Origin of the sequence: Streptomyces sp. NPDC047315 (assembly GCF_040643215.1) — a bacterium.
GTDB lineage: Bacteria > Actinomycetota > Actinomycetes > Streptomycetales > Streptomycetaceae > Streptomyces.
On sequence record NZ_JBEYTZ010000072.1, the window covers coordinates 1 to 15797 of the forward strand.

The window sequence follows — 15797 nt, forward strand, 5'->3', positions numbered from 1 at the left end:
GGCGGCCGGCCACCCGGGTTGGGCGCGATACCCCGCCTCGCCCGGGGCGCGCCCCCCCCCGGGGGGCGCCCGCCTGGCGGGCCGGTGTGCGGGGGGGTACACCCCGGGCCCCACGGCACTCCTTCCACCGCGCGGCAGCCTTCCGCCGCCGCCCTCAGCGCGTTCCGACCGCGGCGCGCACCGCCCGCCGGGCCATCGCGCAGTCGTCGTGCAGACGGCGCAGCAGCAGTCGCTGCTCCTCGCCCGTCGACAGACCGCTGGGGGTCGTCGACACCCCGCCCCCCACGGGCGGCGCCTCCTTCATGGTCCGCTGGACCGCGGTCTCGTAGTTGCGGATCTCCCGGGTCAACACCAGCATCAGGTTCACCAGGAAGGCGTCCCGCGCCGCCGGGCCCTTGCGCTGGGCGAGCTGGCTGATCCACCGCCGCTCGGCCGGCGCGTCGCCGAGGACCGACCACAAGGTGGCCAGGTCGTACCCCGGCAGGTACCACCCGGTGTGCTCCCAGTCGACCAGCACCGGCCCCGTGGGGGAGAGCAGGATGTTGGAGAGCAGCGCGTCGCCGTGGCAGAACTCGCCGATCGGCCCGCGGCTGCCCGCGTTGGCCAGCCCGTGCAGCAACTTCTGCAGATCGCCCAGGTCCCGATCGGTGAACAGCCCCAACTCGTGGTAGCGGGCGATCCGTGACGCGTAGTCCAGCGGCGCGTCGAACAGCCCAGCCGGCGGACGCCAGTCGTTCAGCCGGACCACGGCCCCCACCACGGCCCGGATGTCCGCCCTCGGCGGCGCCTCGACCGGGTGCCTGCTCAGGCCCGCGGCCCGCCCCGGCATCCGCTCGATCACCAGGGTGCAGTTGTCCGGGTCCGCCGCGATCAGCCGCGGCAGCCGCGCCGGAGGCCGGTGCCGAACGAAGGTGCGATATGCAGCTATTTCGTGCCGGAAGTGTTCGGTCCACACCGGCGAGTGGTCCAGCAGGCACTTCGCGACCGCCGTCGTGCGACCGGTCGTCCCGACGATCAGCACCGAGCGGCCACTGCGGCGCAGGACCTGCACCGGGCGGAACTCCGGACAGATCCGGTGCACCGAGGCGACGGCCATCCTCAGCTGTGCGCCCTGGGGTCCGGACAAGTCGATCCTCCCGCTGAGCGGCAGGCCGACCATGGCGGCGGCCCCCCGGAACCGCGGGGAGCGCCTGACCTGGGGCCCGGCGCCGACCCCCGCGGTGGAACGCGGGGACTGGGGTGGGGCGGACACGGCGGACGATGCTGCGTGCATGGGGTGACTGATCCCTTCGTGCGCCGACGGATTTGCGTGCGCTGCCCCGCCCCGGCGAAGCCTCACGCCCTGGGGAACGTGGCCGGTCGCCGGGCCGGGGTGGCGCGTTCCTACGTCACACCAGCGCGCGGGTGGCACACCATCTGGCGGACCCTGGCGAACCCTGGCGATTAGTCGCCACGCCCCTGGCGGAGGGCTACTGTCAACTCAGCCGAGAACCTGGGGGCTTACGTGACCGGTGGACCCAACGCCCGCCTCAACGACCTGTTCGGCCTGGCCGGCTGGTCCAAAGGCGAACTCGCGAGGCTGGTGAACCGGCAGGCGGCGGCCATGGGCCATCCGCAGCTGGCGACCGACACCTCACGGGTGCGGAGGTGGATCGACACGGGGGAGACCCCGCGCGACCCGGTTCCGCGGGTGCTGGCGGCGCTGTTCACGGAGCGTCTCGGCCGTGTCGTGACCACCGAGGACCTGGGCTTCGTCCGGAGCGGACGAACGGGCCGAGGAAGGCGCGCGCGGGCCGCCGAGCACGCGGCGGACCCGGAGGCACTTTCCTGGCCGACCGGCCGGACGGCAGCGGTCCTCCTCGAATTCACGGGAATGGACCTCATGCTCAACCGACGCGGGCTGGTGGGCGCGGGCGCAGCGCTCGCCACGGGCTCCGCACTCAGCAGCGCCATGTACGACTGGCTCCACACCGACCCCGCACTCGTCCGGGACTCCCCCTTCGCCACCGCTCCCCTGCACGCCGACCCCGCTGGGTACGACCGCTACGAAGCGGCCCCCATCGGGTCGCAGGAGATCGAGGCGCTGGAGCGGTCCGTCGACGTCTTCCGGGCCTGGGACGCAGCCCGCGGCGGCGGACTCCAGCGCAAGGCGGTGGTGGGCCAGCTCAACGAAGTGGGCGGCATGCTCGCCTTCGACCACCCCGAACACCTCCAGCGGCGGCTGTGGGGCGTGGCGGCCAACCTCGCCGTGCTCGCCGGCTGGATGTCGCACGACGTGGGCCTGGAGCCCACCGCCCAGAAGTACTTCGTGATCGCCGCGCACGCGGCGCGCGAGGGCGGCGACCGCCCGCGCGCGGGCGAGGCGCTGTCGCGCGCCGCCCGGCAGATGGTGCACCTGGGGCGCCCCGACGAGGCCCTGGACCTGATGAAGCTCGCCAAGTCCGGTTCCGGGGACCAGGCACTGCCGCGCACCCGGGCCATGCTGTGCACCATCGAGGCGTGGGCCCAGGCGTCGATGGGACACGGCCAGGCGATGCGGCGCACGCTCGGGGAGGCGGAGGACCTGTTCGTCTCCGACAAGGGCGACGTGCCGCCACCCAGTTGGATGGTGATGTTCGACGAGGCGGACCTGCACGGGATGCAGGCCCTCGCGTACCGCACGCTCGCCGAGCACGACCCCTCGGCCGCGCCCCTCGCCCAGGGGCACGCCAAGAGGGCGCTCGAACTGCGCGAGGGCGGCCGTCAGCGGTCGAAGATCTTCGACTACATCTCGATGGCCTCTGCCTGCTTCATCTCCGACGACCCGGAGGAGGCCGACCGCTACGCCCGGCTCGCGCTGGCGTCGATGGGGGAGACCTCCTCGCACCGCACCTGGGACCGGCTGCGCGAGATGTACCGGCTGACCGGACGGTACAAGGGGTACGACGCCATCGACGGACTGCGGGAGGAGATCGCACTGGCCATGCCGTCCAGCCCGTCGCGCACGGCGCGCGCCCCCCTCGTCTGAGGGGTCCGTGCGCCGTGGTTCGCGCGGGCGCGAAAGGCCCTAGGGGGCTCAGGACCCGATCTTCACGACCATCACGCAGGCGTCGTCCTCGCGGCCGTCGCCACCGAAGCGTTCGACCACGGCCCGTAGACCCGCCTGCGCGGTTTCGGCCGCGGACAGCCGCGGCGCCAGGTCCAGCAGGGGGGTGTTGTCGGTCGCGTCGGCCGCGCTCGTGCGGGTCAGCCCGTCCGTGTGCAGCACCAGCAGGTCGCCGGGGAGCAGGTCCACCTCGGACTGCTCGTACTCGGGGCGGGAGGCGGCGCCGAGCAGCACGCCGTCCGGCGGGGTGAGCGCGCGCCCCGTCCCGTCGCGGAACAGCAGCGGGGCGGGGTGCCCGGCCTGCGCCCAGGTGAGGGTGCGGCCCGCGGGGTCGACGCGGCAGCACACCGCGCTGCCGAGGGTGGGCTGGGCGGCGGTCTCCATCAGGTGGTTCAGGTGCTCCATCAGCCGGGCGGGCTCGATGCCGGCGACCGCCATGCCGCGCAGCGCGCCCAGCAGCATCGCCATCGAGGACGTCGCGGCCACCCCGTGGCCGGTGAGGTCCCCGACGCTCAGCAGGGAGCCGCCGCCGGGCAGTTGCAGCGCGTCGTACCAGTCGCCGCCGATCAGGGCGCTGTTGGCGGACGGGAAGTAGCGTGCGGCGACGTCCAGTTCGGCGGGGCCGCCGAGCGGGAAGGTCAGCGAGCCGTGCCACGGCGGCAACACAGCTTCCTGCAACTCCACCGCGAGACGGTGCTCGGTGCGCTCGACGTGCTGTTGGCGGCGGAGCGTCTCCTGGCTGTCGCGGACGGCCTGCTCGCTCCGGCGCAACGCGCTGACGTCCCGGAACACCGCCCACATGGCGGCGGTGGACCCATCGGAGTCGAGGACCGGCTCGCCCATCATGTGGACCGTGCGCTCCCGGCGGTCGGAGCGCACGACGCGGAACTCGCCGTCGATCGGCCGGCCGTCCACCAGGCAGCCGGTCACCAGCGCGGTCAGCAGCGCCTGGTCGTCCGGGTGGACGACGGACGGCAGCTCGTCCAGGGTCATCGGACCGCTGTCGAGCGGGCGGCCGAGGATGGCGAACAGCTCGTCGGACCAGTTCACCCCGTCAGTGAGGAGGTTCCACTCCGCGCTGCCGACCCGGCTGATCAGGGATCCGGAGCTCTGCGCGTGGTCGGCCTCGTAGTCGAAGAGCTCACCGGCGCCGGCCGGGCGGAAGTCGTACGGGTCGTACGCATCCTCGTCCGCGTCCAGGCCCTGCCGCAGCTGGTCCAACTGGACGCCGAGGTCGTCGAGGTGATGGCCCGCCAGGTCGCACAGCGCCCGTTGCCAGCGCACGTGCGGATCGTCCTCGTCCACCGGGGCGTCCGGGCGCACGGCGTCCAGATCGCCGCGCAGCCGCCGGGTCCGGCTGATCAGGGCGTCGACGGCGACCGGGCCCGCGTGGGGCCCGCGCCGCGGCGGCTGCTCGCCGGAACGGTCCGCGAACACATGGGACGACATGTCGTACTCCGATGCAGGCATGGCCTCGGGCCAGGTCTGGGACGGTCTGAACAAGGGGCCGTTACGACTCTTGCACAGGGAGCGAGGGCTCGTAAGGCATTTGGCAACACTCGACGAGCTGGTGCCTGGGGCATATGCCATGGGCGGTGCGGGTCGGTGTCCGGGGGGTGATCAGCACATGTGTACCCTGCGGGGTCGCTCCTATGGAAGGGGGCCCCGGGGAAGACACCCGTGCGATCGTCCGGATCCGCATGGGTGTCCGACGGCCGCCCGCGCGTCGGGCGCGCCGGGTCGTACGACTGACGGCGCGCCCCCTTCGGCCCCGAGCGCCCGGCGCACCCCGGACGTACGGCACTGCTCAGCCGCGCGCCGCCCACCGCTCGCGGCTCAGGAAGGCGAGCCGGGCCACCTTCTCCGGCTTCTGGATCTCGGGGCCGGCTTCGAAGCCCGCCTTGAGCATGCGCTCGATGGCCTTGTCGTTGCGGGCGTCGGGCTCGACCACCACGCGCAGGTGCGCCGGGTCGCCGAAGACGTAGCCGACGAGTGCCTGGAGCAGCGCCTCGGTGAACCCCCGCTCCCCGCCGGGGACTTGGTCGGAAGCGGGCGCGATCAGCAGGTGGACGCCGATGTCGCCGGGCCGGACGTCGTAGCACTCGCCGACCGGGTCGGCGGCCGGCTCGTACGTCTGGAAGAGGGCGACGGGTCTGCCGTCGCGCTCCACGACGAAGGCGTGGTGGGTGGTGAGGGAGTCCACGTATGCGTAGGTCTCCCGCACCTGTTCCCGGGTGTGGTCCTGCATGCCCCAGAACCGGGCGCGCTCGGCGGTGACCCAGCCGTGGACGAGGTCGAGGTCGGCCGTCGGGTCCAGCGGGAGGACGCGCACCAGGCCGAAGCCGTCGATCGACTGCTCGTGGACGGCCCTGCGCAGGGGAGTGGGAGATGCGGCGGACATGGCGGAAAAGTGCTCCTCGGTGAGTCGGTTCCAGTCGGTGACGACGGGCGCGAGTTCGCCCCGTAGCCAGAGGGGGAGTTGGTCGCGCCGATGGGGGTCGCCGATGACGCCGGACGCGCCGAGCGGCACGATCCAACGGCTGTTGTCGCGGCGCGCCAGGTCCCACACGAAGCGGGCGGCCGGGCCGCGGGTGCTCAGGTCGGTGACGCCCGGCACGCTGGAGGCGGACAGCACGCAGTCGTGGTCGCCGGGCACCCCGGGCCACTCGGGCGCATCCGCCTCGGGGCGAGCGCTCCAGGGGGCGAGGCGGTGTCGGGCGCCCCACGTCGGCTCGGACACGTCGGCGCGGCGGGCGCGGTGGTCCGCGGCGACCTGCTCGACCGCGGTGCGTACGACCTCGATCCGGTCGGGCGGGGCGAGGACCGACGCCCCCGGGCTCGTCAGCAGCCCCTCCAGGGCGAAGGCGACACGGGGCAGGAAGGCGAGCCACGGCCGCATCGCCTCCGGACAGGCGCGGGACTCGACGTTCTCGGCGAGCGCCTTGAGTTCGGGGCGGGCGGCGATCAGCTGGACGACCGCGGCGCGGACGTCGGCGTAGCAGGCGGCGTCGGCGCTCTCGGCGTCCATCCGGCGGTCCCAGGCGAGCAGTCGGGCGCGTAGCTGCTCGGCCCCGCTGCTCAGCCCCGCTACCTGTTCGAGCAGCGCCAGCAGGGGAGCCGCGGAGTCCAGCCGGGTGTCCCGGTGGACCTCCGCCATGCCCTCGGCGGTCCAGGTGCGCCGGCCGTGCAGCAGCTCGCGGATCCGCCGCGCCCGGTGCGGCGGGGCGAACTCCACTCCCAGCGGGGCCGCGAGCCCGCGTTCGTTCGCCATGACGGCGAAGGCCCCGACGGCGGTGCGCGGGTTGGCGCGCCAGCCGTGCCAGACGTGGGCGGGCTCCCACCCGGGCACGGGCCGCAGGAGGTTGTCCCGGTGCCGCGAGGGCACCCGGCCGGCGACCCGATGGAGCAGCCCGCCCTCGGTGTCGGCGGCGAGGACGACGTTCACCGGCTCGACCCACCCGTCCAGGGCCCGGTCGACGTCGGCGACCGTCCGCGCCCGCAACAGCGCCGGCAGCGCCGCGAACCCCAGCTCCGCGGTGACCCGCGGCGGGGTGCGCAGGCTCAGCACGTCGCCGGTGCCAGCGCTGTCGCTGTCGCCGAGTTCGCCGACGACGACGGGGCCCCGTTCGGTCTCGGCCACCTCGACGGACACCGCGGGCGCGCCCGCCACCTCCACGGTCTCCGTGCGGACGCTGACGGGGCGCCAGTCCCGCGGGCCGAGGGCCTGCCAGCTCCCCGAGCCGTCGGGCGCCTTCCGCAGCCGCTCCCGGTACAGGTCCTGGTAGTCGGCCATGGAGTTGGTGATCGCCCAGGCCACCGAGCCCGCGTGGCCGAAGTGTGCGATGCCGGGGACTCCGGGCACGGCGAGCCCCACGACGTCGAACGCGTCGCAGGCGAGCCGGACCTGCTGGTAGACCCCGGGGTCCTCGATGGGGCGGTGCGGATCGCCTGCGATCAGCGGGGCGCCGTGGGCGGTGCGGTCGGCGCCGACGAGCCAGCCGTTGCTGCCCGAGCTGTGCGCTCCCTCCACGGAGAACAGCTCGATCGCCCCCTCGCCGAGGGCGCGGGCCACCTCCTCGCGCCAGAGCTTGGTGGGGAAGCCGGCGAACAGGACGTGGGTGCTCAGCCAGATGCCCAGCGGCGCCCAGGGCTCCCAGGGCCGGGGGGCGAGTCCGGTGGCTGCGAACTGGGGCGCGCGCCGGGCGCCTTCGGCGATGCCGGCGTTCACCCCCGCCACATAGCGGGTGACCCAGGTGGCGGTGGCGTCGTCGAGCCGGTCGAAGCACCGCCGTGCGGTGTCGTCCAGCCGGCTGCGGCGGGCGAACACGTCCCAGGCGACGGCGTCCGGGCCGAGAAAGGAGGCCGAGGTGCCCTGGGAGCGGTGGCGCTCGACCTCGATCTGCCACCCGCGGTCCACCGCGGCGTTCCAGCCCTGCGCGTAGGCGAGCTCCTCCGCGGTGTCCGCCCGCAGGTGCGGCACCCCCAAGGCGTCACGGTAGATCTTGACGTTCACACTCTTCCCGCCCCTCAGCAACAGATCCCAGCCAAATTTAGGTTAGGCTGACCTAAGTTAACGCACGGGTGTTCGGCGTACAAACGCCTATCAACAGGTATGAATCACAGGGGAGGAGTCAGACGTGGGACACGGCTGGGAGGGCGTCGTCCTCAAACTGATGCGCGGTAGGGACTTCCAGTTCACGGTGGTCGGCTCGGAGCGGGTGACCGAGTGCTACCACCGGGTTCACTTCCGGGACGGCGGCATGCTGGCGCAGAGCGGGGTCCACCCCACGATGTGGGTGCGCGTCTGGTTCGACAACGCGGGCAAACCGCACCAGCGCGCGTACACGCTCGTGGACCCGGACCCCGAAGCGGGCACCTTCAGCCTGGAGTTCGCCCTGCACGACGGGCCGGCCAGCGACTGGGCGCGAGCCGCGGCCCCGGGCGACACCGTCGACGCCACGCTCCAGGGCACCGGCTTCACCGCTCCCGTCCCGCCGCCGCGGCGGATCGTGGCCATCGGGGACCCCGCGTCCCTGCCCGCGATCAACTCCCTGCTCGACGCGCTGCCCGACGTCCCCGCGACGATCTTCTTCGAGACCGCCGACGAAGGCGAAGGCGACGCCCGCGACGCGGGCGAAGGCGCCGACGTGGCGGGGCTGCCGTTGCGGCTCGACCCCGGGCGCCACGAACTGCGTGCCGTTCCCCGCCGCGACGGCGGACGCCATCTCGTCTCCGAGGTCAAGGCGGCGCTGCCCGCGCTGGTTGGCGATCCGACCACCGCGTACGTGTGGATCGCCTGCGACACGGTGACGACCCGTACCCTTGCCTCGTACATCCGCAAGGAACTCGCCCTCCCCAAAACCCGCGTGAACGCGCTGGGTTACTGGCGACCGGCCGCCTGACGGGCACCGGTCGGTCCGGTCGGGGGCGGACGTGCGACGTCCCCGACCGAAGGAGCAGCGTGCCCCCTCGTCTCACCCTCGCCACGGTCGTCCTCGACTGCGCCGACGCCCACGCCCTCGCCGACTTCTACCGGGGGCTGCTCGGCTGGGAAGTGCGGGCCGGCGAGCCGGAGTGGGTGCTGATCCAGGCGCCCGGGGGCGAAGGGATCCGGCTGGCCCTCCAGGGCGAACGGGACTACGTGCCCCCGGTCTGGCCCGAGGAACCCGGTGCGCAGCAGAAGATGCTGCACATCGACATCCGCGTGGACGACCTGACGGCGGCGGTGGGGCACGCCGTCGCACTCGGCGCCCGGGAGGCGGCCCACCAGCCGCAAGGTGACGTGCGCGTTCTGTTCGACCCCGCCGGCCACCCCTTCTGCCTCTTCGTCGACGCCTGAGCGGCCGACGCCCGGTCGATCGATGCTCGGGTGATCGACACCCGCAGGTGCGTGTAATACTCACTTCATGAGTTCACCTATGACGGGGCGAGGTTCCGTCGCCCGGGTCGCTCCCGAGCCCCCGCGGATTCGGCGGGCCACCGCCGCCGACGCCCGCCGACTCACCGCGATGGTCCGCCGCTCCCGCGCGTACGAGGGGCGGTACGCCTCGATGGTGGCCGGGGTCGCCGTGGGGCCCGACTACATCGAAGCCCACGAGGTCCACCTGGCCGAGGGGGCTGACGGGGTTCCGCTCGGCTTCTACGCCCTGCTCGTCGACCCGCCCGAGCTGGACCTGATGTTCGTCGCCGACCGGGCCCAGGGGCTCGGCGTCGGCCGGCTGCTCATCGACCACATGCGCGCTGAAGCTGAGCGTGCCGGCCTCGCCCGGGTGAGGGTGGTCTCCCACCCGCCCGCCGAAGGGTTCTACCGCGCCATGGGCGCCGTACGGACCGGGACGGCGCTCGCCGACCCGCCCGTGGTGGCCTGGGACCGCCCCGAACTGCACTTCGACATCGCCATGAGGTGAGTCCGCAAGGGCCCCGCCGGCCGCACCGCAGGGCGCGACCGGCAGGGCGGCGCGTCACACCACGGCGCCCGACGGGTCGCGCTCCTTGGACCGCGCGGCCTTCGGGCGGTTCTGCTCGGGGCGGCGGCCCTGGAGGATCACCGCCAGCGGCATCGCCGTGAACACCGTGGACGCCACCCCCACGAGGACGCCGGCGAGCAGCGCGATCGAGAAGTCGGTCAGCGAGTCCCCGCCGAGCACCGCCAGCGCGATCAGGACGAACAGCGCGCCCATGCCCGTGTTGACCGTACGCGGCAGGGTCTGGGCCACCGCCTTGTCCGCGAGGTCCGGCCACGCGCCCCGCGGCGAGGCACGCCGCAGCTCCCGCAGCCGGTCGAGCACCACGACGGTGTCGTTGACCGAGTAGCCGACGACGGTCAGCAGCGCGGCGAGGAAGACGCTGTCGACCGGCTTGCCGAGCCAGGCGAACAACCCCACCACCAGCAGCACGTCCTGCACCATCGCCACGACCGCGGACGCGGCGAACGTCCAGCGGAAGCGCACCGTCAGATACAGCAGCTGCGCGGCGACGGCCACCGACAGCGCGATCAGCGCCTGGGTGCGCAGCTCGCTCCCCAGGCTGGGCCCGATCATGTCGTCCCGTTCGACGCTCGCCCCGCCGGCCACGTCGGCGAGCGCGCTGCGGATCTCCTGCTGCTCCTCGTTGCTCAACTCGCCGGTGCGCACCGAGATGCCGCTGTCGCCCGACGCCTGCACGACGGCCCGCGGGAAGCCGGCGTCCGCGACGGCCTTGCGCGCGGTGTCGGCGTCGACGGGGCGCTCGGTGGCGTACTCCACCACCCGTCCCCCGGTGAACTCGACGCCGAACTCCAACCCGCGCACCCCGATGCCGGCGAGCGCCACCAGCAGCAGGCTGCCGCAGACGAGGAGCCAGCGCTTGCGGTGCCGCATCAGCCGCGGCGGGCGGGCCTCCAGCCGGGTGCGCAGCCGGCCCCGGGACGCGATGCCGGTCAGCTTCGGCCGCTCGCGCACCCAGGAGCGTTCCAGCGCCCACTGGGCGAACAGCCGGGTGATGACCATCGCCGACACCAGCGAGGCCAGCACGCCGATCGCGAGCGTCACGCCGAAGCCCTTGACCGGGCCGATGGCAAAGGCGAACAGCAGGCCAGCGGCGAGCAGCGTGGTCACATGGGAGTCGGCGACCGCGCTCCACGCCTTGTTGAAGCCGATCTGCAACGGTCGGCGCAGATCGGGCTTCAGCTTGCGGGTCGGCTTCAGGTACTCCTCCCGGGCCCGCTCGAACACCAGGACGTTCGCGTCCACGGCGATGCCGATGGCCAGCACGAAGCCGGCGAGCCCTGGCAGGGTGAGCGTGGCGCCGAGGGCCACGACGGCGGCGTACGAGATCAGCCCGTACAGGCCGAGGGCGATCGTGGCGAGCAGTCCGAGCAGCCGGTAGACGGCGATGATGAACAGCCCGGTGCCGACCAGGCCGATGACCGCGGCCCAGGCGCTGGCCTTGATGGCGTCCGCGCCGAGCGTGGGGCCGACGGTGCTCTGTTCGACGACGGTGACCGGCACGGGCAGGGCGCCGCCCTTGACCAGCGCGGCCAGTTCCCGGGCCTCGTCACCGTCGAATCCGCCGGTGATCTGGGCCGAGCCACCGGCGATGCCGGCGCCGCACGAAACGCTCTGCTCCATGCCGGGCGCCGAGACGATCCGGTCGTCGAGCACGATCGCGACGCGTCGCGACGGGTCGCCCGGCGCCGCGCAGGCCGCTTCCCCGGTGATCCGCTCCCAGTCGTTGCCCGCCTTCCCCCGGAAGGACAGGTCGACGGTCCAGCCGCGGCCCGACTGGGCGTCGAGGATCGCTTCGGCGTCCTTGACCCCGTCGCCGGTGAGCGCGGGCGGCGCGAGCGCGAGGAAGCCGCCCGGCACGTCCGGGTCGGGCAGCACGCGGGAGCCGTCGGCGGCGGGCGCGCCGGCGGGTCCGGGGGAGGCCGCGGTGACCGGGTGGAAGGTGAGCTGGGCGGTGCGGCCGATGACCTCCGCCGCCTCCTTCGGGTCCTGCACCCCCGGCAGCTCGATCTCGATGCGGTTGTCGCCGGAGCGCGCGAGCGAGGGCTCGGACACCCCGAGGGCGTCCACCCGCTGCCGCAGCACCTCCACGGCGCGGTCGGTGGCCGCGGCGTCGGCCTTGACGGTCGGCGAGTCCTGGGCCTCCAGGACGATGCGGGTGCCGCCGCGCAGATCGAGCCCGAGGCGGGGCGACACGGTCAGGGCGACGTAGAGGGAGACGGCGACGACGGCGAGCGCGGCGAGCGCGCGCCAGAACGTGGCACGAGACGACGTGGCACGGGGCGACAAGGGGACTCCACGGGCAGCACGCAGACGCCGGGCGTCTGCGGACGGTCAAGGACCGGAGCACGGGAGCCGTCGGGGATCGCACCCCTCGCTCCGTGCGCCGCGGGGCGCGTACGGGGAAGCCGGCGCCGGGCCGCGAAGGGCGGCGGGGCGGTTCCTGGTACGCGCCGGGACGACGTCCGTCACCGTTGCCGCGGCCCGCGAGCACGGGGCTCGGGCCGAAGGGCACGGCGCGGCGGACGCCGAAGCGCCGGCTGCTGGGCCGTGGTGCGCACGGGGCGCGGGGACACGGCTCAGGAAACGGTGGCGGGCGGCGCTCGGGTGCTGCGGGAGTCCTGGTGGCGCTGCGGCGGGCCGCGCTCCTGCCGGGGCCCCACGGGCTTGCCGCGCAGCAGCGGCGGCTGGGGGAGGGCCCAGGCGGGGTGTGCGGCTGCGGGCGGTGCGCTCGGCGGCCGGCTGCCGGTGTCCGCCGCCACGACCCGGTCGACGGTGGTGCCGGTGGCGCGCCGGCTGTCCGGGCGCAGCACCGTGGTGCGCTGGGCGTTGCCGGCGCGCTCGGGGGCGACGGGGTTCGCGCCGACCGGAGTGGTCACGGCCGAACCGGCGGCGACGGCGGTCCGGGCGCTCGGGGCGGCGCCCAGGAGCACCAGGAGCGCGGCGCAGAGCCCGAGGAGCAGGGCGGGCAACCGGGTGAAGCCGCTCACGCGTACGCGCTGCTGCACGCCTTCCCCCTCCCTGCTCGGACCCGTCGTCGTGCCACAGCGTAGGCGACGACGGGGGGTGCGGGGGAGCGCGCCCCGTCGTCGCCGGTGGTGACGGGGCGATGCGGCGCGGGCCGGTGGCCCCTCGCTGATGGGAGGGGCCACCGGCCCGCGCCGGTCGTCAGCCGGGCGTACGGCGTCAGACGATGCTCACTCCGTAGGCGCTCAGCGCCTCGGTGACGGGCTGGTAGAAGGTGACCCCGCCGCTGCGGCAGTTCCCGCTGCCGCCGGAGGTGAGGCCGAGGGCGGTGGAGCCGGAGAAGAGGGCGCCGCCGCTGTCGCCGGGCTCGGCGCAGACGTTGGTCTGGATCATGCCGTAGACGACGTCGCCGCTGCCGTAGTTGACCGTGGCGTTCAGACCGGTGACCGAGCCGCTGTGCAGCCCCGTGGTGGAGCCGCTGCGCTGCACGGACTGGCCGACGCTCGCGTTGCCGGCCGAGGTGATGTCGCGGTAGCTGCCGTTGTAGAGGGAGACGCGGCCGTCGGCGGCCGACGCGTTGTTGTGGCGGATGATGCCGTAGTCGTTGTTGGGGAAGCTCGTCCCGGTGCGGGTGCCCAGCACGCTCGTCCCGGACGAGTTGGTGTACCAGGTGCTGGCGATGTTGGTGCAGTGGCCCGCGGTCAGGGCGTAGTACGTGCTTCCGCTGCGGACGTTGAAGCCCAGCGAGCAGCGGCTGCCGCCCGCGTATATGGCCTGGCCGCCCGCGATGAGCTTGTTGAACTTCCCGGCGGTGCGCTTGACCTCCACGGCGCCGGACTGCTTGCCCGTCGCCTTCTTGAGCGTGGCCATCTCGGCGGCCGAGACGCTGTCGTCCACGGTCACCACGAGCTTGCCGGTCTCGGCGTCGGTGTACCAGGCGGTGCCGGCCACGTCCGCGTCGAGCACGGCCTCGCTGGCCTGGGCGAGCTGCGTGGCGGTGGCGCGCGCGTCGGTGCCCGTCTCGGCCACGGCGGCGGGAGCGGCGAGCGCCGTGACGGTGACCAGGCCCGCTGCGACGGCCAGCAGTCGTACGCGCCGGGAAACGCCGTGGGGGGAAGTGCGCTTCTTCACTACTCGTCCTCCGGTGGGGTTCGGGACCCGTTGGGGGCGGGTCCGCAATGGACGCCGATTCCGGTCGTGCCGTGCGACCGACCGCCTTCGCTTTCGGTCATGTGCCTGTCAATCGACGTGGTTGGAATCCTGGACTCCGGATCGACCCGGGGCAAGGACGTCTTTCGGTCGCTCTACGCGCGTTCAGCAGTGGTGTAGACCCTTTCCGGTGAACGCCCGGGCCGGGAGGGGTGGGTGCGGTGACGATGCGGAGGCGGCGGGCGGGGATGGCCGTGATCCGTCGGCGACTGAACGGTGGATCAGTAGTGACGGGTTGGGCACGGGTGGGCGCCGGTCGTCGCACCGCCCGGAGGTCGAGGGCGTCCTGGCAGTTCAGTGCGGTGGCGGGAATGGCGCCCGCTGGCGCGAAGTGGTGTGTGGCGCGGTACGGGGTTTCGATGCGGCACCGGTGGGCGCCCGTCGGCTCGGAGCGTCGGTCCGGCGCCCTGGGGAATGCGGCGGCGGGCCCGTCCCTCAAGGGGCGTGCGGGGCGGCTCGACGGTGCCCGTTCGACACGCTGGCTCGGTCGCGGCGAGGGCGTTGGGTGAAGCGTGATGGTTTGTCGACCGGAGATCCATGTCCGGATATCGACGTTTGCGGTGCGGCTCCATGGCTGGATGCCCGAACCCCGCCTCCCCTTGGATCATTGACATGAATGGACCATGAAACGAAACTCGTCGGCGGGTGGTGAACGACGGTTCACCCGGCGGACGGAGCCGGCCGGGCGGGCCCCGGACCGACGATTTCGCCCGTACGCGTCGGGGCCGCGCCCGACCTTCTTCCGCCTTCTTCCGCGAGGAGTCCCGAGATGACCGACCGCCTCCGCGACGTCTACGTGGTCGACGCCGTCCGCACGCCGATCGGCAAGCACGGCGGCGCGCTCAGCGGCGTACGCCCCGACGACCTGGCCGCGGAGGTGCTCGGGGCGCTGGTGTCCCGTACGCCCGAACTCGACCCGGCCCGCGTCGACGACGTCTTCTTCGGCAACGCCAACGGTGCGGGGGAGGAGAACCGCGACGTGGCCCGGATGGCCGTGCTCCTCGCCGGACTCCCGGTCACCGTCCCCGGCGTCACCGTGAACCGACTCTGCGGCTCCGGCATGGAGGCGGTCATCCAGGCCGCCCGCGCCATCGCCCTCGGCGACGCCTCCGTGGCCCTCGCGGGCGGCGTCGAATCGATGAGCCGGGCGCCCTGGGTCGTGCCCAAGCCCGAACGGGCCTTCCCCGCCACCCACCAGGAGATGCACTCCACCACCCTCGGCTGGCGGATGGTCAACCCCGCGATGCCGAAGGAGTGGACGGTGCCGCTCGGCGAGGGCGCCGAACTCGTCGCCGACCGCTACGGCATCGACCGCGCGGCCCAGGACGCCTTCGCCCTGGAGAGCCACCGCAAGGCCGCCCGCGCCTGGGAGGCCGGACTGTACGAAGCGGAGGTCGTCCCGGTCGCCGGCGTGGACCTGCCGAGGGACGAGTGCATTCGCGACACCACGTCCACCGAGGCGCTCGCCGCACTGCGCCCCGTCTTCCGCGCCGACGGCACCGTCACCGCGGGCAACTCGTCACCGCTGAACGACGGCGCAGCCGCCCTGCTGCTCACCGACGAGGACGGGCTGCGCGCCACCGGCCGCGAACCGCTCGCCCGGATCGCCGCGTCGGCCGTCACCGGCATCGAGCCGCAGTACTTCGGCGCCGGGCCCGTGGAAGCGGTCCACCGGGCCTTGAAGAAGGCCGGCCGAGACCTCGACGGCGTCACGGCACTCGAACTCAACGAGGCGTTCGCTGCGCAGGCGCTCGCCTGCCTGAGCCAATGGCCCGGACTCGACCCGGACGTGGTCAACCCGCGCGGCGGTGCGATCGCCGTCGGGCATCCGCTCGGCGCGTCCGGCGCCAGGATCACCGGAGCCGTCGCCCACCAACTCGCCGCGGCCGGCACCGGCACCGCGGTGGCCACGTTGTGCATCGGCGTCGGGCAGGGGCTGGCCCTTGTCCTGGAGCGCTAGACGAGTAAGTCCGATGCTTTTGGTCAGTGGTCGTAGGCGATCAGTGATCGGGTGATCGGTGTTCCGTTGGCCCGGTTGTGCCAGATGGCTG

Annotated in this window: 11 protein-coding genes; 5 read left to right on the forward strand and 6 right to left on the reverse strand. The window is 73.6% G+C overall.

Going from position 1 to position 15797, the window contains the following annotated elements:
* Window positions 1–154: 154 nt before the first annotated feature.
* Window positions 155–1273, reverse strand: a complete 1119-nt coding sequence (locus tag ABZ842_RS38175) for an aminoglycoside phosphotransferase family protein (protein WP_361548270.1) — start codon at window positions 1271–1273, stop codon at window positions 155–157.
* Between the two features lie 231 nt (window positions 1274–1504).
* Between ABZ842_RS38175 and ABZ842_RS38180 the strand changes: the two genes are divergently transcribed.
* A complete protein-coding gene (locus tag ABZ842_RS38180; protein WP_361548273.1) occupies window positions 1505–3007 on the forward strand; it encodes a hypothetical protein in 1503 nt (500 codons plus the stop codon).
* A 48-nt stretch (window positions 3008–3055) separates the two neighbouring features.
* On the opposite strand, the gene ABZ842_RS38185 is transcribed toward ABZ842_RS38180, so the two are convergent.
* Entirely contained in the window at window positions 3056–4534 is a 1479-nt protein-coding gene (locus ABZ842_RS38185) for a SpoIIE family protein phosphatase (RefSeq protein ID WP_361548276.1), read from the reverse strand.
* Window positions 4535–4892: 358 nt separating this feature from the next.
* Window positions 4893–7598 carry a GNAT family N-acetyltransferase gene (locus ABZ842_RS38190; protein ID WP_361548279.1) on the reverse strand — a complete coding sequence of 902 codons (2706 nt, stop codon included), beginning with the start codon at window positions 7596–7598 and terminating at the stop codon, window positions 4893–4895.
* 124 nt (window positions 7599–7722) lie between these two features.
* Between ABZ842_RS38190 and ABZ842_RS38195 the strand changes: the two genes are divergently transcribed.
* From ABZ842_RS38195 to ABZ842_RS38205, 3 genes are all read left to right on the forward strand, one after another.
* On the forward strand, window positions 7723–8487 hold the full coding sequence (locus ABZ842_RS38195) for a siderophore-interacting protein (RefSeq protein ID WP_361548282.1): 765 nt from the start codon (window positions 7723–7725) through the stop codon (window positions 8485–8487).
* Between the two features lie 59 nt (window positions 8488–8546).
* Window positions 8547–8924 (forward strand): VOC family protein, encoded by a 378-nt coding sequence (locus tag ABZ842_RS38200; protein ID WP_361548285.1) that lies wholly within the window; start codon window positions 8547–8549, stop codon window positions 8922–8924.
* A 67-nt stretch (window positions 8925–8991) separates the two neighbouring features.
* Window positions 8992–9492 carry a GNAT family N-acetyltransferase gene (locus ABZ842_RS38205; RefSeq protein ID WP_361548288.1) on the forward strand — a complete coding sequence of 167 codons (501 nt, stop codon included), beginning with the start codon at window positions 8992–8994 and terminating at the stop codon, window positions 9490–9492.
* A 54-nt stretch (window positions 9493–9546) separates the two neighbouring features.
* Here the strand turns inward: ABZ842_RS38205 and secD are convergent, their stop codons facing one another.
* From secD to ABZ842_RS38220, 3 genes are all read right to left on the reverse strand, one after another.
* A complete protein-coding gene (secD, locus tag ABZ842_RS38210) occupies window positions 9547–11859 on the reverse strand; it encodes a protein translocase subunit SecD (RefSeq protein ID WP_361548291.1) in 2313 nt (770 codons plus the stop codon).
* A gap of 290 nt (window positions 11860–12149) precedes the next feature.
* On the reverse strand, window positions 12150–12578 hold the full coding sequence (locus tag ABZ842_RS38215) for a hypothetical protein (RefSeq protein ID WP_361548294.1): 429 nt from the start codon (window positions 12576–12578) through the stop codon (window positions 12150–12152).
* Window positions 12579–12756: 178 nt separating this feature from the next.
* Window positions 12757–13668 carry a S1 family peptidase gene (locus tag ABZ842_RS38220; RefSeq protein WP_361548296.1) on the reverse strand — a complete coding sequence of 304 codons (912 nt, stop codon included), beginning with the start codon at window positions 13666–13668 and terminating at the stop codon, window positions 12757–12759.
* Between the two features lie 847 nt (window positions 13669–14515).
* Here ABZ842_RS38220 and ABZ842_RS38225 point away from each other — a divergent pair.
* Window positions 14516–15706, forward strand: coding sequence for an acetyl-CoA C-acyltransferase (locus ABZ842_RS38225; RefSeq protein ID WP_361548298.1), 1191 nt, complete (start codon window positions 14516–14518; stop codon window positions 15704–15706).
* The last annotated feature ends 91 nt before the right edge of the window (window positions 15707–15797 follow it).

Coding starts and splice junctions, on each gene's coding strand:
- ABZ842_RS38175 (WP_361548270.1), bottom strand. CDS start 1,273: ATGCACGCAGCATCGTCCGCCGTGTCCGCCCCACCCCAGTCCCCGCGT.
- ABZ842_RS38185 (WP_361548276.1), bottom strand. CDS start 4,534: ATGTCGTCCCATGTGTTCGCGGACCGTTCCGGCGAGCAGCCGCCGCGG.
- ABZ842_RS38205 (WP_361548288.1), top strand. CDS start 8,992: ATGAGTTCACCTATGACGGGGCGAGGTTCCGTCGCCCGGGTCGCTCCC.
- ABZ842_RS38225 (WP_361548298.1), top strand. CDS start 14,516: ATGACCGACCGCCTCCGCGACGTCTACGTGGTCGACGCCGTCCGCACG.